The sequence below is a fragment of the Vibrio sp. SCSIO 43153 genome (genome assembly GCF_023716625.1).
Lineage (GTDB): Bacteria > Pseudomonadota > Gammaproteobacteria > Enterobacterales > Vibrionaceae > Vibrio > Vibrio rotiferianus.
The window spans coordinates 584376-603421 of the sequence record NZ_CP071856.1 but is presented as its reverse complement, the minus strand read 5'-3'; the positions used below and the strand labels follow the sequence as shown (position 1 = coordinate 603421).

The window sequence follows — 19046 nt, the reverse complement described above, 5'->3', positions numbered from 1 at the left end:
GCTCGGATTTTTTGTATCTGCCTCTTTTTGTTTACTAACAATGAACGTGTGTTCAAGAGTCTTTGATTTTTCTAAACGGAATTCTTGCTTAGCATGGTTGGTGTGAAGAGGAGAATCAAGATGCAGCAAGACGAACGATGGTCACAAGAAAAGCAATGGTTAGAACAAGTTGATATGAGTCTAACAGACAAACAGTGTCACGCATTGGGGTGGCTGAGGTGCAGTGTTTTGACCGAAATGTTGTCATTTCTGTGTATGGCATTAGTTAGCTGCACCTTGGTGCTGGTTCGAGGAGGTTCCCATGATCACTGAAGAATCTCAAATGGGCGAATTGATTAAGTCGGTTGTGGTGTCCTCGCTTTATTTTGTTGGGTTTCTTGCTCTACTTTGGGTTGTGACGAGTCACTTTTTTTAGTTTACCTATCTTCCTTGAGTCACCTACTTAAGAAGAAAAGCAACTTTCGTCACCTTGTCGGGTGGCGTTTTCATTTCTAAATTCTTCATTGCATAACAATAGATGACTTATCTAACAATAGACTTACCTCACAGTGCATTCATCCATGATGTAAACGTTTGGCATAATAAAAACCGATAAAAATATCACGAAATCGTGTAAATGATAATTGATATCATTTTTATTTAAGGGCAAAATACGCAGAATAACATTAATCCTATAAATAGTTGTGTCATTTATATGAAATTCTGTCATGTTTTTTTGGGGCTCTTGGTGACCTCTTTGCCCAGTGTGGCCGCGGATAACTTTGATTGGCTGAGAGACGATTCCAGACAAGATGAGCGAGTCCTTTCTTACCTCAAACAACAAAACCAAAAGACAGAAGAGTTTCAGCAGAGTTATGCAACCATCACTGAAAGCTTACTTGTTCAATGGGAAACCATGTCGGGTGAGAAAGGTGATAAGCCTTGGGTGATTAAAAATGGACAAGAATGGAACCTAGCGCGTCGACAGGGCAACTTCGCTTTGCTGTCACGAGCAGATAAAAATACGCAAGAGAATGTGGTTTATGATTTCTCCTTGCGCCAAGCAGAGCATCAGTATTTCCAAATTGGTCAATGGCATGTTCAAGCTAATTCGTTACTGTTTACTGAAGACATTGATGGCAGCGAGCAATACCGTGCAGTGTTGGTAGACCTTAAGCACGGCAAAGCGCTTTATCTGATCAACAACGTAGATAGTGGGGTTCTGCTTTCACCAAATGGCAAGTTTGCTTTCGCTGTCTCAAAAGAAGCGAAAACTCAACGTCCTTACCAAATCGTTCGAATTAATACTCAAACCAATGAGCAGAAAGTACTTTGGCAAGAGGACAAGACCGATTGGCTCATGTCTTTTTATCCCTCAGCCGACGCGCGTTTCGCACTGGTACAAAGTAACAATGAATCGACCACCGAACAAAAGATCCTAGCCCTTGATTCTGGAGAGCTAACGGCCTCGTTACGTAAACCGGAATCCGGTGTGGAGTATTACGCGGATGTTGCTCAAGACAGAGTCTTTATCAACAGCAATCTTAATGGTCAGTTTGGTTTGTTTGAAACTGCGATGCCCGAGAAACATGCGGACACTGCTGAGTTTAATTGGAAGTCTTTCTTACGCTCAGAAAATGGCGTAGAACAATTTTACTTGTACGATGCGGGACTTGTGGCATTAACCAAGCAAGACAACAGCTCGATAATCTCAGTGTATTCTTATGATGGGAAGGCGAAGAAAGCGATCCCTCTAGAGTCTGAAGGTCGCGTTGCTTGGTTAAGTACACTTGGAGACTACCGCTCTAACAAAATCCGTATTCGCAGTATGTCGATGACTACACCGCCATTGTGGGAAGAGTTTGATGTAAAAACACTAACGAAGACCAGCTTATCTCAAGACGTTTACCAAGGTTTTTCCAGCCAAGATTATGTTTCTAAGCGCATTATGGTTGAAAGCCATGGTGTTCAAGTACCAGTGTCTCTTGCTTACCGCAAAGATAAGCTCAGCGACAACGCTCCTGTTGTGCTGTACGGCTATGGCGCTTACGGGTTTACCATGAAACCTTACTTCATGCCTCAAACCGTGAGCTTACTGGATCAAGGCGTTATCTACGCGATAGCGCATGTTCGTGGTGGCGGTTACTTTGGTGCCGACTGGCACGAGCAAGGCCGAGGCGTTCTTAAAGCCAACTCTATCAATGATTTCACGGCGGCTGCACAAGCGCTTAAACACTTTGATGGTGGTGAACGTGATGTCTACGCGATTGGATCGAGTGCTGGTGGTACTTTGGTTGCCGGCTCGATCAATCAAGCTCCGGACTTGTTTGCTGGCGCGGTGATGAAGGTTCCGTTTGTCGATGTTGTTGCCAGCATGTCCGATACGACGTTACCACTTACCGCACAACAATATGGGGAATGGGGGAATCCGACACTCCCAGAGCAGCTCAAAGCGATGCAAGCTTATGATCCTATTCTCAATATCCACAAAGACGCTTACCCACCCATGTTGGTTCAAGTCGGATTAAACGACCAACGTGTGCCTTATTGGGAAGGCGCGAAGTATCTCGCTCAAATTTCGTCGACCAGTGAATCGACAGGCCCTTATTTGTTGCAAACGGATTTTCACTCTGGCCACCGCATGGATCCAAGGCAGGCAAGAGAGCAACAAGCGAAGGAATACGCATTTCTACTATCACTAATTAAAACATCTAAAGCGGAGCAGTAAATGAAGCTTACCCCAGTGTCAGCGGCAGTACTTTCGGTACTTGCTGCCAGTCAAGTGCACGCCGAATCTAAGGTTTTCTCAATGGAAGAGGTGGTTGTAACCGCCAATAAAATCGATCAGCCATTGTCAAAAGTGGCAGGTAGTGTCGCGGTTATCACAAACGAGCAAATCGAAGAACGAGGCGAAACCGAGCTTTATGACGTGCTGCGTAACGAACCTGGTGTAAGCGTGACGGGCGGTGCAGGACGTCCGCAAAACATTACCATCCGTGGTATGACAGGTAACCGCATTATGATCGTTCGTGATGGCATTCGTTCTGCAGATGGCTTCGGTGCGAATGACATTAATGATGCGGTTGGGCGAGATACTTTTGATTTATCCAATTTTGAATCGCTTCAAATCATTAAGGGTGCAAGCTCTTCGGTGCATGGCTCTGGCGCAATCGGCGGTGTGGTGATTTTAGAATCCCGTCAGCCGGGTGATTTCTTAAAAGACAAAGACTTCTACACCGATGTATCCGGTACTTACACCGATATCAGTAACAAGTACAAAGGCACGAGTAATCTAGCTTTCCGCTCCGGTGATACTGAGAGTTTGTTTAACGTTTCATACTGGCAGGGGCAAGAGACACGTAACTTTGATGAAGATTTGTATAACCGCGACCTAGATGGTTACAGCGGTGCTTATACGATCAACCACTTTTTCAATGAAGAGTTCATGCTCAAAGCAAAAGGAGAACTTTACACACAGAACCAAGAGCGTTTGGAGGGTTCACCGTCCATTCAACCTGATGGCATCTGGCATATTGAAGACTTTGCTGAAGATGAAACCTCCGAAGAGTACAGCGCTTACATTGGTGCAGAGGTGACACCGATTAATCCAACTTGGTTCGAAGAGTTGGATACCAAAGTTTACTGGCGTCACACCGAAGTCGTGGAAGACACCAACCGTTTAATGCGCCAAGTGGATCACAATGGTTTGATCACCAAACGTCGCGAGCTGGAACACAAAACCTTCATTGACGAGACAATTGGCTTCCGTGGTGACTTCACCAATACGATTTATGCAGCAAATGCAGAGCACCAATTGGCTTACGGTGTCGAGCTTTCTACTGACTATTACGAACGCACAGATAGCGATTCCAAGATTGATTGGAATGGCGTAACGCCTTCGACCAAACAACCTTTCGCTCCTGCTCGTGCTTATAACATTGGTTTGTACGTTCGAGACATGGTGGAACTGGATAAATGGACCATCACTGGCGGCCTGCGCTTTGATGCGCACCGTTTAACGCCGGACGGTGAGGGCGAAGTGGGCGGCTTCCCATTAAAAGACATGGATAGCTCAGAGGTATCTCCAAGCCTGTCGGTTTCTCGTGAAATGTTTGCCAACAACATCGTTTATGTGTCGTACAACCACGGTTACCGTGCTCCGGAATACGACAAAGCATATGGCTTCGTGAACCATGATTTTGTGCCGCTGACGCCTTTTGTTATCGCACCTAACTTAGACCTAGAAGCTGAGACTTCAGACTCATTTGAAATCGGTAACAAGTTCGATAACGGTCGTGCGTATGTCTATGCGTCTATGTTCTACAACAAGTTTGAAAACTTCATCGATGTTGTGACCACAGGCTTTGATTCAAGCACTGGTAATTACATCAAACAGTACCAAAACCTTGATGGCGTAGAGACTTATGGCGCAGAGCTTTCTGCGGGTTACGCGCTCACCAAGCAATGGGACATCAGCACTAAGTTTGGCTACGTAGATGGCAAAGACGCGGAAGGCGAATACGTTCGAAGCATTACGCCATTCGAAGGTAACGCTCAACTGAAATACGCCAACCAAGACTTCAATGCTTACGTGGCTTGGAACTGGGCCGCTGCTATGGATCGCGTTCCTAAATGTCAGACCACGCTTGGCCTAGCGACAGAGTGTGCGCAGACAAGCGCGTGGAATACGTTTGATATTGGCGCAACTTACTACGTTTCCAAAGACCTTCGTGTTAGCGCAAACATCGTCAACTTGTTCGACAAAGAGTACATCCGATATCAAGACGTAGCGGGTATCGCTGAGGAAAGTAAGCGTTACTCAACTGAGCCTGGGCGCTACTTCACGCTAAATGCAAAATACGAATTCTAGGACGAAATCATGAAGCTAAAACCATTGGCGTTTTCGCTGCTTATTGCATGTACCCCAGCGGTGCAGTCTGCAGAGTGGGATTATCCCGCAACGGACTCTGTGGTAACGAATGAAGCGCAAGCGAAAACTTATCTAGACAGCCACTACTCAGAAGCGGGCGAGTTTAAGTTCCGTTACAAAACCCAGTCTCAGCTTGGTGAGCATTACAATTTTGATATTTGGGCTAACGGTGAATATCAAGCACAGCGTGCCCTAGTAGTAACAACCGATAAAAATCATCACGTTGTGCGAGTGTTTAAGAGCCTTGAAGATACGATAATTCGCAACGGTAAACCAACGGTTGCAATGGAATTGGAATCGCCTCGCCAACTGCAAGCACAAGAGCCACCGGCTTTGAGCTCTGGAAGTCTGGTTGATGTTGAGGTTTCTTTATTCAACCCAGATCTTCGCACCATGCAACAGCAAGCGGCACCAGAATCGACGTGGTCAGCACTATCCGATTACCCTCAGCCGATCGAGTACGTCACCAAGTCGATTGAGGTTTTACAGTCCGGCGGTAAGTTCTATTTGTCTAACCCAAGATTGAAGCAAGTGGATGCGACGGGCTTATTTGCAGCCCCAACACCTGGTGAAGCGCCTGTACTTGATACGTTGGATTTTCTCAGCGCAGAAGGGGTTCAAGCATTTGGCAGTGTTGATGAGATGCAAAGTACCGAGTTTGGTGACAATGCGTTTCCACAGTTGATGGCTTTTTATCATCTTGATAGCTCGATCCAATATCTGACAAGCCTGACTTACGACTTGTTTGACGAACCGCTTCGTTTTGATGCTCGCGGTTTATCAAAAGATAACTCTACTTACTATTACGGTCCGAAAGCACTCATGCTAGGGGTAGGTGGTGTTTCTCCGGATGCAATCGATGCTGATGTTGTGATACATGAGCTTGGGCATGGCATTCATTATCAAATCGTACCGGACTGGGCATATGGTCATACTGGTGCTATCGCAGAAGGTTTTGCGGATTACTGGGCGGGCAGCGCAAGCTACCGTATTCAATATTCGGATGCATCGCGTCGTGGTCAAGAGTTCGAGCTAGATACGGTGTTCAACTGGGACGGTGTGTTCGGAACACGCAAAACAACTCGTAGCTTATGGAACCAAAGAGCGCGTTACTTCGAGGGCTCAGAGTATCCAGCGCACGTTAGTGTGGGCGGTGAACTAGGCGACGAGCTATGGTCAACGCCGCTTTTCCAAGCGCTTAAAGCATCGGTTGAACGATACGGTGATGGTACCGATAACGTGTTCCGCGAGTTTGATGCCATCGTACTGGAAGGTATGTACGGTATTGGTCGCGGCGTGAAAATGCATGACCTTGCGGAATCGACAGTGTTTGCTGCAAGCACCTTGTTCCCTGAGAAAGACTATGCCCAGTTCCTGATGAACAGCTTCAACAAACACAACTTACTCAAAGCGCCTCTTCGTGTTCGCTATGACGCTCGATACATCGCACAAGACCAAAATGTGGGAGTTAACCTGAGCCAAACTGGCCGCGAAGCAAGCATCAAAGGGCAATGGCTGCTAAATAACGCATCCGTTTTCGATTTTGATGAAACGCTTTCTGACTCGACCTCAATGAATGTGGCGTTACCAAGCGGTCTGACGTGTGGCACGCAGTTCGACTCTTCTATTTCATTGGATTACCAATTTAGTGAAGGTTTGAAAGCGCGCCAGTGGGAAGAAAATGTGAAGTTAGTTAACGGTACGCCAAAGCTAGACATTCAACCTCAATCAGTGAATACCGCGCTACCGGAGCAAGGTGACAGACTGTTTGCTCAAACGCTATCAGACAAGTCACATACGATTGATGATTCGTTTGCGGTTTACCTGAACATCGAACATGACTCATTGCAGGATTTGCAAGTAGCGCTTATCTCTCCGCAAGGTAAATCAGTGGTGCTACTCAACCATCAATCAAGCAATACCAATGGATTTAAAGGTTACTTTACAGCTCAGTATGATGAGGAGTTACAAGCTCTTGTCGGTCAACCGAGTTGGGGTACTTGGCGTCTTGAAGTGTCTGACCGCGTGTCAGGGAACTCCGGTGTATTGAAGGAGTGGGGTGTGAGTCACTTCGCTCAGTATCAGTGTAGTGCTGATACCACTAAAGGAAGCAGTAGTGGTGGTTCGGGTGGTAGTGGTTCACCTTTAGCCTTGCTAGGGCTGCTTCTGCTTTCAATGGTGAGAGTGATTCGCTCTCGTTAATCAAAATCAAAAGAAGATAAAATCTATGAAGTTTCAATATTCTTTCGTTGCTATGTCACTAGCCCTTGCTGGCTGTGGCGGTGGTTCTGGTGGCGACACATCGGCACCGACATATGATGTGGCTGGCACCGTCGTTTCCGCAGGTACACTTCTTGATACGCCAGTATGTATCGATTTAAACCAAAACTACGTTTGTGATACGAATGAGCCAAGTGCTAAGACGGATAACGCCGGCAAATTTAGCCTAACATCAAGCGATAAAAATGTATTAACCAGCACTATTCTTGCTCAAGTTGAACAAGGTTCAAACCAAACATTACGAATTGCTGCTCCGGGTCAAAACTTAGCAACGGGCAACACTGTCAATGGTGTAACAACGTTGCTCGCAGGTCTTGTGGTTGACGGTAAAACCGTTGCTCAAGCTGAAGAGATCGTCAAAGCGCAACTCACCGATGCCGGCGTTTCTCTGTCTGGTACGGTGATGTCTAACGTACAAGCCAGCGAGCTAGACAAGCTAGAGCAAAACACGGTTGCGCTATTAGCTGCGATGCAACCACAACAAATGACCAAGGGTGTGGCTCTGCTTGCTCAAAGTCTTAGCTTCCAAGATAAATCGTTGGCCTCTGCTCTTCTGTCTGAAGCTCAAGTGAGTGCATTTGCTGAAGAGATTGCAGTGGTTGCTGAACAAACTGTCGGCAGCAACGATACTGGTGTAGTGCTTCACTTTGCAGATGGCGATACAGATGTAGCAGAAGTGCAAACGTCTTACCCAGGTCAAGATGCAGAATACGGTTTCGACAAAGAGGATAAACAAACGTCTACAAGCGCTGGCTTTAAGTTCGTTAAGCTTAATACACAAGGCTCAGTGTTGGCGGAGGATGCTACAGAGTGGGCTTGTACTATGGATGAGCGTACTGGCCTTATTTGGGAAAATAAGAGTGCAGACTCGAGTTCAGTTCAATTTAAAGATCGTACATTTGTGTTTGAATCAGCAACATTCAAACCATACTACGAAGATCTGGATGTAGTTGGTTGTGTGGATGCAGCTGATGATATCTGTTCAACAAGCCAATATGTTGAACATATCAACAAGCAATCTCTATGTGGTATTAGTGACTGGCGCCTACCAACATACCAAGAGTTCTATGATGTTCTCGACTTAGGTGAGACAGAGAAAGATGCCAAAGGCAATGTCTATGGTATGACGACAGCTTACTTCCCTCAACAGGGCAAGGGCAGCCCAGATGTTGAATCAGGTGCTATTTGGCTAAGTGATTTCACATTTAACAATTACTCTAGTTTTAACTACGAAGGTGCGCTTCAGTTTGCAGTAGTTGCAACTAAAGGCGCTGACCGTGGCTACGTTAGCTTTGTTGAAATTTATTCAGACAAGGTGGAGCGTGACACAGGCACGTCATACCAATTCCCAATCCGTCTAGTAGCAGTAAAGGGCCAATAAGATGAAGAAATTAATGACCGCGCTATCTCTTGTTTTGGCTTCTCAAGTGGCGATGGCTGCACAAGAGTGTTCAACTGACTTCGGCAAAACTGCACCAAACTCTCGTTATACATACTCTGATAACGGCACTGTGACTGACCTTAAGACAGGGCTTGCTTGGATGCGCTGTCCTGTAGGTACCACCTGGAACGCAGCAAACGAAGCTTGTGATGGTGATGCGACCAAAATGACTTGGCAACTTGCACTAATGACAGCTGACCAAATTCGTAATGAATCGGGTAATCACGTGTTGCATGGCTTTGCGGGTAAGCAAAACTGGCGCTTACCAAACATTAAAGAGTTGGTGGCACTGACAGAGCGTGCTTGTCATAGCCCCGCTATGAATGGCACCGCATTTGCAAGTGGCTACACGGTAGAGGTGGGGGATTACGCTGCTTATATCTGGAGTAATACGCCAAACGGAGATGGTTCAAATGTGATGGTGTTTGATTCATTCAATGGTGAGGTTTACAACTGGAACCCAGCAGAGCCAACTAACACTTTCTCAGTTCTGTTGGTGACTGACGAATAATAATCACGTGATTGATTACCTAGTCCTGTTATCAAAAAGCTCCGCAGATGCGGAGCTTTTCTTTTTTGAATGTATTGTGTTGAGCAGAATGTTTAAACTTGGAACTGCTTAAGTTGGTGCTTTTGATTTTCAGCCAAGCCTGACAACTCCTGCGCTGCAGCGGCAGATTGAGTGATGCCAGTGACGTTCTGACTCACTAATTCATAGATGGTGCTCAGGTTATTGTTAATGTCTGACGTGACTTGTTTTTGCTCTTCAGATGCCGTAGCTACTTGCGTATTAATTCCGTTCAGGTTTTCAATAGCATGCTGAATGTCGTTTAGCGACTGATTTACTGAACTTGCTAGCACTTGATTATCGTTCAGTAGCTCAAGGCTTGAGTTCATGCTCTCGTTCGCTTGTCCCGACTGTTGCTGCAGCTCCTCAATTATTACTTGGATCTCTTTGGTCGACTCTTGCGTTCTTGCCGCAAGCATTCGAACTTCGTCGGCAACAACCGCAAATCCACGACCGCTCTCACCTGCACGAGCAGCTTCAATTGCTGCGTTTAACGCTAGTAGGTTGGTTTGTTCAGAGATACTTTCAATGACTTCAATTACTTTGCCAATTTGTTCTGATTGGTCTTTGAGTGAGGTCACAACGGTGGCTGCATCGTTAAGTTGTTGCGCCATTTTTTCACTAGCTTGAGTACTCTCTGCAAACATAGATAAGCTTTTAGCTGTGATATCACTTGCTTCGACAGCGGCATTGTCAGCTTGCTGAGCGTTCGATGACACCTCTGCAGCAGTTGATTCTAACTGATTGACTGCTGAAGCGACTTGCTCGACTTCTAGTTTCTCTTGATCTGAGTTAGCACTGCTTTGCGTCATTACGGTTGCAAGTTCGGTAGATGCTGATGCGACATCCTCACTGATTCTAACTAGTGAACCAACTGTGCCACGAAGTTGTTGGATAGTTTGGTTTACGTCATGTGCCAGTTGTGACACTTCATTTTTGCCTACCTCTTCTGCTTCTACCTGTAAATTGCCTTTTGCAACCTCCTTCATGGCTTGCTGAAGACGACGGATAGGTGAAACAATGGCGTTTGCAAGTAACCAACTGATTACAGATGCAGCAATCAGAATGATCGCGAGCGCCACGATGCTCAAATTTAGCGTAGATGAGTGCATTTGACCGTTAAGCTCAACTTCTTGAGAAACGATTAGATTGAGCTTTTGGGACAAGTTATCGATCGCACCAATCATCGCATCGCCAGCAACACGATAGGCTGCCATTGCGTTATTATATTCCTGATCAAAATTCGGTGGTGCGTAGCTAGCATTGTGCTTTGTTTGTAGCAGAGGAGTCATGGTGTCGCGGGTAAAGTCAACGTAATGATTCATCGCTTTTTTCATGGCTTTAACGTCATCTTCGATGCCGCTTAGTTGGCTGATCGAGTTCAAAAATAGTTCGTTCTGATTCTGACGTTGGGCGAGATCTTGATTCAATGTTTTTAGATCATCCGCTCTGAATAAACTGTAGATCGCCTTAATACGCATAGCATAAGTATTATCCACAATAGAACTAAGTTCTTCTTTATGAACGATTAAGTTATTGGTTGATGATGTGACTTTATCAAAAGCGTGTTCAAGCTTACTGATCCCGGTTGTTAGACCAATAACGAGCAATATGATTGTGAAAACAACAGGTGTGAGTACTTGTTGTTTGATGGAAAGCGCGCTGAGTAATTGACGCATGTGTGACCCTCAATAGACAAATAATAATTATCGTTTTAATAAATTAAACTTGATGAGTTTAATGAAGAAAGCCGTCAATTCAATCAGTTATGGTAGTCAAATTGTTATGAGATATATCAAATATGTGTTGGTTAAACGAAGCAAGTTTATAGAATGAGAGGTGAGCCAGTTAGAAAAGTTTTATTTTTAACCAGTAGGCGTAAAATTAAGCAGATGACTTAACGTGTCATAGATGCTTCAACTAAGTGAAACACAACTGTCATATTCAAATTCTAAAGTGAGCACCGTTCAAGTGAAACACAACGGCAATAAAGCCACTTAAAGGAAATTGTGATGAAAAAGACAGTAATCGGTGCAATCGCACTTCTAGGCGCAATGGCAGTGACTCCTGTTTCTGCTAAAGAAACTATCTCTGCAGTGGGTTCTAGCAGCGTAACTCCACTGATGGAAGTTTTCTCTGAAACATACATGAAGACAAACCCGAATGTATTTATCGAAGTTCAAGGCCCGGGTTCATCAGCGGGTGTTAAAGCAGCGAAGAACGGTTCTGCTGACCTAGGTATGTCTTCTCGTAACCTAAAAGATTCTGAAAAAGAGCCAACGCTAAAAGAAGAAGCAGTTGCTCTAGACGGTATCGCAGTTGTTGTAAACCCAAAAAACAAGCTTTCTGGTCTAACTGCTGAACAAGTTACAGCAATCTACAAAGGCGAAGTAACAAACTGGAAAGATGTTGGCGGTGCAGACAAGCCAATCGTTGCAATCACTCGTGATACGGCTTCTGGTACTCGTGGTGCATTCGAAGACATCATGAAGCTAAAAATGAAAATTTCTGGTAAGAAAGTATCGGCAATCTCTCAGCGTGCTCAAGTTGCTAACGGTAACGGCGCATTGAAGACAATGGTTGCTTCTAACCCATACGCAATCGGCTACATCTCTCTGGGTACAGTCGATGGCTCTGTAAACGCACTTCCAATTGATGGCATCCAAGCTTCTGTAGACAACGTGAAGAACGGTTCTTACAAAGTTGCTCGTCCATTCCTTGTTCTTTACAAAGAAGGCAAGCCATCAGCTGAAACTCAAAAATTCCTAGACTGGATGCTAACTGAAGAAGCGCAAGCGCTAGTTGACCAAAAAGGTTACATCTCAGTTAACTAATCCCATAGGGACTCTAAAGTTTGCTCAGCCCACCATTTCGGGCTGAGCCTTTTCTATCCATTGTGTTCGACGCCATTGCCAAGAACCGTGAGATTTTTATGACCATCGCAACAAATAGTGAAAAGCTTATGACTACTGACGCTAAAGCGATCAGCAAGCCAGGCCTACGTGAAAAACGCCGCGTTGACTGGAAAGAGCGCATCTTCCACGGCTTGTTCCTAACGAGTGCTGTAATCGGCATCGTATCATTAGCAGTTATCGCATACTTCATCGTTCGAGAGAGTATCCCAGCATTCCAGGAAGCGGGCGTCTCGGGCATCGTTCTAGGCCAAAACTGGCTACCACCGGCACTGTACGGTGTTGCAACCATGATTGTTGCTTCTATCGTTTCGACAGCAGGCGCTGTTTTAGTGGGTGTTCCAGTCGGTGTCTTAACCGCTATCTTCATCGCTGAAATCGCACCAAAGCGTTTAGCTGACATCATCCGCCCTGCGGTTGAGCTGCTAGCCGGTATTCCTTCGGTGGTTTACGGTTTCTTTGGTCTGGTTATTATCGTGCCATTGATTCAGAACGTATTTGATGTACCAGCAGGTAACACCATCCTGGCCGGTATTATTGTTCTTGGCGTGATGATTCTACCAACGGTAATTACGGTATCTGAAACTTCTATCCGCGCTGTTCCTCGTACGTATAAAGAAGGTTCTTTGGCACTGGGTGCATCGAAAATTTACACCATCTTTAAATTGCTCGTTCCGGCGGCTCGCTCAGGCATCATGACAGGTGTGATTCTGGGTATCGGTCGTGCGTTGGGTGAGACTATGGCGATCATCATGGTAATGGGTAACGCACCGGCAATGCCAGAAGGCATCCTTGATTCGGCACGTACGCTAACCGCAAACATCGCTATTGAAATGTCTTACGCAAGTGGTGTTCACGCGAACGCACTTTACGCTACAGGTGTGGTACTTCTGGTCTTCATCATGTCGTTGAACGCTGTACTACTGTACCTAAACCGAGAAAAAGCGAAGTAATCGCTCGTTAAAGGTGACTATTATGGATCGCGCAAAACTGAAAAAAGCACGCCAGTTCAAAGATAATGTCTTTAATGCATTTGTCTGGATCTCGGCAGCACTGACGGTAGGTTTCTTGTTCTGGATTATCTGGTACATCCTATCAAACGGTCTACAACACGTAGATTGGAACTTTATTACTGATAACTACACGCGCACAGGTGAAGAGCACGGTATCTTCCCAATGATTGTGGCGACAATTTACATGGTTATCGCATCTATCGCAGTGGCAGCACCACTCGGTATCATGACGGCAATCTACTTGACCGAATATGCGAAAGTGGGCAGTCGTTTGGTGAAAATCATCCGATTCTGTACCGAGTCATTGGCGGGTATCCCGTCGATCATCTTCGGCCTGTTCGGTATGACTTTCTTCGTGGCGATTCTTGGCCTTGGCTTCTCGATTCTGTCGGGTGCATTGACGCTAAGTATCCTAATCCTGCCAGTTATCATCCGCACCACGGAAGAAGCGTTGATGGCAGTACCACAAACGTACCGTGAAGGCTCATACGGCCTAGGTGCATCTAAGATTTACACTATCTGGCGTTTGATTCTTCCGAGCGCAATGCCAGGTATCTTAACCTCGGTCATTCTAAGTATTGGTCGTGTCATTGGTGAGTCTGCTCCAGTGTTCCTGACAGCAGGTATGGTTGCACGTATTCCGGATTCTTTATTGGATTCAGGTCGTACGCTAACCGTTCACCTATACAAACTGACTACCGAACTGTTTACCATTGAAGAATGGAATCAGGCTTACGGTACGGCGACGGTTCTGATTGTTGTTGTTCTACTAATCAACATGTTTACAAAACTGATTGCACGACGTTTTAACACCGCAACTTACTAACAAAACGAATTAAGAACGCACGTTAAAAGACACGAATTCAAGATTTAAGAGATTAAGAAAATGAACAAGTTTGATATTGAAAACCTAGACCTGTTTTACGGTGACAACCAAGCACTGAAATCAATCAACCTGCCTATTCCAGTTCGCCAAGTGACGGCGCTTATCGGCCCGTCTGGTTGTGGTAAATCAACACTACTACGTTGTTTGAACCGCATGAATGATCTAATCGAAGGCGTAAAGATCACGGGTAAGCTGTCAATGGATGGCGAAGACATTTACGGCAACATTGACGTTGCTGACCTTCGCATCAAGGTTGGCATGGTATTCCAAAAGCCAAACCCATTCCCGATGAGCATCTACGAGAACGTGGCTTACGGTCTGCGCGCTCAAGGCATCAAAGATAAGAAGCACATTGATGAAGTGGTTGAGAGTTCACTTCGCGGCGCAGCGCTTTGGGACGAAGTGAAAGACCGTCTTAAGTCACATGCATTTGGTCTATCTGGTGGTCAACAGCAACGTTTATGTATCGCACGTACAATCGCGATGGAACCTGATGTGATTCTGATGGATGAACCTACATCGGCACTTGACCCAATTGCAACACACAAAATCGAAGAATTGATGGAAGAGCTGAAGAAGAACTACACCATCGTTATCGTGACTCACTCAATGCAACAAGCGCGTCGTATCTCAGACCGCACTGCATTTTTCCTAATGGGTGAACTGGTTGAGCACGATGACACTCAAGTGATCTTTAGTGAACCAAAAGACGACCGCACTCAAGGTTATGTAAACGGTGATTTTGGTTAATTTATTACCCATGCTGGTATGTAAAAAATAACTATAAGCGATGGTACTTTTGCCCCTCTTTAAGAGGGGCTTTTTTATTTTTGGCTAGATTTTGAGGCTATTTTTATGGAGTTTTCTAGAGTGTTTTATAAAATGAAAACTTGCACGTTATGTAACCTAGATGAAACATATGTCTAAAAATGTTGAAAGGTTCTCGATTGTGATATTAAGTCCATTTTTTTTGCGAAAGACTTAACAGCTCAACTTTGACTCCATTGATTGCATATCACCGTACGGTTAGTTTTTTGTTGAAAAGAAAAAAGTAAGCAGGCTGGGTTGATAAGGTGAATCTAAAAAGTTTTATAAGAAAAGTCTCTGCTACGCGAGATCACAGGCTTTTGGCTGAAGCCATTTTTGAATACATACAGAACCTCATTTCTCCTCAGGCCATCGTTATATTCGACGACCCGCTTACAAAGCCATCGGATAATATTCGATTCTCGATAGGAGAAATCAGTCCGCTTGCAAACTACCCTTCAGATTTTTGGACTTGGGCCGAACAGTTTGATACATCGGAGAGTCTTATTCCTTTAGCTATTAACACTTGCAGTTGGTCTTTTGTCGAAGACCACGGTGGAGATAGTTACATAATGATGCTCGATAATGCGCCACTAAAACGAACTTACTTATTGATTCAAGGGGTAAAGTCTGGAACTGCGCATAATATCTACGAAGAAAGTTATGATGTCATGCAACTCGCGGCTTCACGCTGGCAGTGTATTCGGGCTGAGAAAAATGCATCGTTAGAAGTTAAAAATCGAGATATACGTGAAGCTCAATATGTCGATGAGATAAATCAGCGCGAGCGATTTATTGACAATATGAAGCTCGTGCAGCAAGTAGCACTCGATATCTCTAACCCAGATTCCCTGAAAGAACTTTACTTAAAAGCGGTTGAAGCACTTCGAGTGAGGTTAGGTTTTGATCGTTCAACCTTGATGTTGCTCGATATGAAAAAGCGCAGCTTTAGTGGTACGTATGGTACCAATGAGCACTGTAAAACTGTTGATGAATTTCACACTCAATATGACCTTCACCAGTTGGGGGAAGAGTACATTGCTGCACTATCAGGTACTGAGCGAAATCTAGTCATCGTGGAAGACACTCCAATATATACGGCAGGTAAAGTGGTTGGGCAAGGCTGGAATGCAATGCTTATCCTGCGTGATGGAAACGAGCCTTTTGGATGGTTTGCTCTTGATAATTTTATTCACCGCAAACCCATTACAGCCTATCAAAAACAGATGCTTGAATCTTTTGGTTCGTTGTTTTCTCAAATTTACATTCGAAAACGTCAAGAGCAGAACGTCCGCATGCTGCATTCAAGTATGGTAGAACTGTCTCGCTGCACAACAGTCAGTGATGTGTGTAAATCTGCGGTGACTTTTGCTATTCAAAATCTAGGTATTGATCGGATGGCAGTTTTCTTAACAGATGAAAGTTGTTCTTACATGCAGGGCACTTGGGGGACAGATATCCAAGGTAATGTGGTCGATGAATCTTATTTTTTTGGTGAAACTCAAGATTTCTCGTTGATTAACCTCGCTCGATCTATGCCAAATGAAGTTGCTTTTGAGGAGTCTGTTCCCATTTATCATGACTGCAATATTGTTGGATTTGGTTGGGCGGCAATGACGGTTCTGACTTCGAATAGCAGTGGTCCGATAGCCTTTATTTCTGTCGATAACCTCCTTACTCGAGCGCCATTGACTTCACAGCTTCGAGAAGTTATCCGAATGTTTGCCTCAAGTCTTGCTGAAGTACTGCAACGTACTCAAGCCCAAGAAGCGATTAGAGAGCTAAATGAGAACCTAGAGCTAGAAGTTAAAAACAGAACCAAAGAATTAGAGGAAGCGAACCGTCAGCTCGAGATTTTGTCCAAACTTGATCCCCTGACTCGATTAGGTAACCGACGAATGCTGGAGCATGTTATGGAAAAATACTGTTCCGTTGATACCGAAGAGTATATGAGTTTTGGTGTCATTCTATTGGATATTGACCATTTTGGTTTGTTTAACAACCATTATGGTCATCTAGAGGGCGATATAGCATTAATTCGAATTGGCAATATTCTCGAACATCATACACACAATGAAGATGAAGTATTTTGTCGCATTGGTGGTGAGGAGTTTGTCTTACTTATGGTTGGGGCAGGATCGGAAAGAGTTGCTAATCGAGCTGAGTGTATACGAAAGTGTATTGAAGATGAAAACATTCGTCATGCCCACAATCCAGAAGGAGAGTATTTGACGGTTTCTATAGGTTATTCTTGTTCAAAAAGCGTTTGTCGAGAATTCAATTTTGATCGTTTATATCAGTTGGCGGACCAAGCTTTGTATGAGGCCAAACATAACGGTCGAAATTGTGTAAAAGGTATTGATGAGCAGGCGACCAATCAAATCGGTGCGAGTTAGTACTATTTCGCTATGAATCAGCTGCTGAAAAATAACCTGATTGTAGCTTCTGTACATATTGAAAGCCCCGTATTGTTATCAAGTGCATCGCTGTTTCTAAATCAGATTCATAACTTATTGTAATTAGGATAAAAATGGCGGCTCGATGTGAGCCGCCATTTTTTATTTAGCTTTTAAGGAGTTAACTAAAGTTTCTCTAGCTGGTGGCGAGGCTTACTCTTCTTCTCTTTAGCCAGTTGTTTGATCTTAGCGAGCAGAGAATCTGTTTTCCATTCTTGCTGAGCGGCACTAAAGCGAGCGTGATTCATCACATTCAATTCTTCTTTCACGGCTTTTGTCGCTTCGGATTCACGGTTGAAGTGATGTGTGTTTAAGTAGTCGTTAACCGCTCTTTCAATTTTGGCACTATCACCTTGTTTGATGATGTTCTCCAAATCTTGCAGAGATGAGCCGTGCGTTGAAGTCTCGACTTTCTCAGACTTTACGGTTCCGCGCTTTTTCCAAAGCCCAAACGCAATTGCTGATGAGACAAGCCAAAGTGCACCAAACACGAACGTCAGTGTTTTCCAGATAGTATCCACACCACTTTGAACCACAGGTGCTGGGGTTGTCGCTGGTTGTGCTGGCAACGCACTTTCTGGCAGCGTGATTAAGCCACTGTCACTTTTATCTACCTTAAGCTTTAACGCTGAAATATCGGCTTTTCTCGCTTGGTCACGATTACTGTCCCACCAATTTAGGCTGTAGCCCGGCAGGGTGAGATCACCTGCTTCTGTGGGAATCAAAACCTGCTTCACTGTCATGGTGACAGTGCCATCACGCGATGTCTCGAACTGAGGTTGTTCAGGATAAACACGCAGTGTACTTGGGTAGACAATACCAATACGAGGTAGATATTCCGCTTGTGTACCACGAGCTCGAACACGAATCGTACGAGTAATTGAAGATCCTTGTTTCACTGTGCTGACAGCATTTGCTGATAGCGGATTGCCTTGCTCATCTTGCCAGCTTTGCGTCAATTCTAAAGCAGAAGCTGGCAGCCAGTTACCTTTAAAGTCTTTAGGGATAGGCTTTACAGTAATCGGCATTTGCTCAGTTTTAGTATTGATTGGCATGATCTTGGTTGAGCCAGTGAGGCTGTCACCATAGATGTAAGACCCCGTCAATTTAGGACCATTTAGCGTGTAGGTGCCAGGTTGCTCCGCTGTAATGCGGAAAGCTTGTTCTACGACCGTTACTTCTAAGCCATCAATGATGCGTTGTGCCTGCTTCATATCGCTGGCTGGCTCAATTTTCATCCCTTCAATGCTTGGCGGCACGACTTGTGGATTATCCAAACGACGAGGGTCTACTTTGATCGCCAACTGCATGCGAAGTGTTGCTGACTGCTGTGGGTACAAAGTGTGGCTATCCACGCTCATGTTGAAGCTAAACAAATCGTCGAGGTTTGGCTCACCTTTGTCTTTTGTCACACGAAGCTTAATTGGCTCAGTTTTCATCCCATCTGCAGAAAAGCTCGGTATGGTGACGACGCCTTCTTTCATCGGGGCAATCGAGATGCTCCATTCTGTGCGAACGGTTTTGTGGCCGTTAATGTTATTACTTGAACGGCCGTAGCGAGGTTGTCCTAAAAAGAAGTCCTGTTTCAATGCATCGAAGTCAATCGCATCTGAGCCAAGCTCGGTATCTGCCATGATCCTTAGGTTGATCACTTCGTTCTTCGCCACCTGAGTTTTGTTTACGCTAGCTTGTAGGGTTTGTGCAAAAACCGAAAAGCTAGTCAGTAGGCTGGCCATCAGAACAAAGACCAGTTTTGCGCCTTTTTTCATCATGG

The 19046-nt window shown here is 44.9% G+C and carries 12 protein-coding genes; 10 read left to right on the top strand and 2 right to left on the bottom strand.

Annotated elements, in window-relative coordinates:
* Nucleotides 1-694: 694 nt before the first annotated feature.
* The 5 genes from J4N37_RS18865 to J4N37_RS18845 are packed head-to-tail and all read left to right on the top strand — an operon-like array spanning nucleotide 695 to nucleotide 9141.
* The gene (locus J4N37_RS18865; RefSeq protein ID WP_252043104.1) at nucleotides 695-2707 is read left to right on the top strand and encodes a prolyl oligopeptidase family serine peptidase; all 2013 of its coding nucleotides are present in this window, start codon (nucleotides 695-697) and stop codon (nucleotides 2705-2707) included.
* Nucleotides 2708-4849 (top strand): TonB-dependent hemoglobin/transferrin/lactoferrin family receptor, encoded by a 2142-nt coding sequence (locus J4N37_RS18860; protein WP_252043103.1) that lies wholly within the window; start codon nucleotides 2708-2710, stop codon nucleotides 4847-4849.
* 9 nt (nucleotides 4850-4858) lie between these two features.
* Complete coding sequence (locus J4N37_RS18855; RefSeq protein ID WP_252043101.1) at nucleotides 4859-7111, top strand: proprotein convertase P-domain-containing protein; 2253 nt, start codon at nucleotides 4859-4861, stop codon at nucleotides 7109-7111.
* A 25-nt stretch (nucleotides 7112-7136) separates the two neighbouring features.
* Entirely contained in the window at nucleotides 7137-8570 is a 1434-nt protein-coding gene (locus J4N37_RS18850) for an Lcl domain-containing protein (RefSeq protein ID WP_252043100.1), read from the top strand.
* Between the two features lies 1 nt (nucleotide 8571).
* The gene (locus J4N37_RS18845; RefSeq protein WP_045391094.1) at nucleotides 8572-9141 is read left to right on the top strand and encodes an Lcl C-terminal domain-containing protein; all 570 of its coding nucleotides are present in this window, start codon (nucleotides 8572-8574) and stop codon (nucleotides 9139-9141) included.
* 92 nt (nucleotides 9142-9233) lie between these two features.
* On the opposite strand, the gene J4N37_RS18840 is transcribed toward J4N37_RS18845, so the two are convergent.
* Nucleotides 9234-10877, bottom strand: coding sequence for a methyl-accepting chemotaxis protein (locus J4N37_RS18840; protein WP_252043099.1), 1644 nt, complete (start codon nucleotides 10875-10877; stop codon nucleotides 9234-9236).
* 333 nt (nucleotides 10878-11210) lie between these two features.
* Between J4N37_RS18840 and J4N37_RS18835 the strand changes: the two genes are divergently transcribed.
* The 5 genes from J4N37_RS18835 (at nucleotide 11211) to J4N37_RS18815 (ending at nucleotide 17212) form a co-directional block, all read left to right on the top strand.
* A complete protein-coding gene (locus J4N37_RS18835) occupies nucleotides 11211-12032 on the top strand; it encodes a phosphate ABC transporter substrate-binding protein (protein WP_010451068.1) in 822 nt (273 codons plus the stop codon).
* A gap of 98 nt (nucleotides 12033-12130) precedes the next feature.
* Nucleotides 12131-13063 (top strand): phosphate ABC transporter permease subunit PstC, encoded by a 933-nt coding sequence (pstC, locus tag J4N37_RS18830; RefSeq protein WP_009704934.1) that lies wholly within the window; start codon nucleotides 12131-12133, stop codon nucleotides 13061-13063.
* Between the two features lie 22 nt (nucleotides 13064-13085).
* The gene (pstA, locus tag J4N37_RS18825) at nucleotides 13086-13949 is read left to right on the top strand and encodes a phosphate ABC transporter permease PstA (protein WP_005441059.1); all 864 of its coding nucleotides are present in this window, start codon (nucleotides 13086-13088) and stop codon (nucleotides 13947-13949) included.
* 60 nt (nucleotides 13950-14009) lie between these two features.
* The gene (gene pstB, locus J4N37_RS18820; RefSeq protein ID WP_010451074.1) at nucleotides 14010-14759 is read left to right on the top strand and encodes a phosphate ABC transporter ATP-binding protein PstB; all 750 of its coding nucleotides are present in this window, start codon (nucleotides 14010-14012) and stop codon (nucleotides 14757-14759) included.
* 377 nt (nucleotides 14760-15136) lie between these two features.
* On the top strand, nucleotides 15137-17212 hold the full coding sequence (locus J4N37_RS18815) for a sensor domain-containing diguanylate cyclase (protein ID WP_029561057.1): 2076 nt from the start codon (nucleotides 15137-15139) through the stop codon (nucleotides 17210-17212).
* Between the two features lie 185 nt (nucleotides 17213-17397).
* Here J4N37_RS18815 and J4N37_RS18810 read toward each other — a convergent pair whose 3' ends face one another.
* Nucleotides 17398-19044, bottom strand: a complete 1647-nt coding sequence (locus tag J4N37_RS18810) for a BatD family protein (protein ID WP_252043098.1) — start codon at nucleotides 19042-19044, stop codon at nucleotides 17398-17400.
* Nucleotides 19045-19046 lie beyond the last annotated feature (2 nt).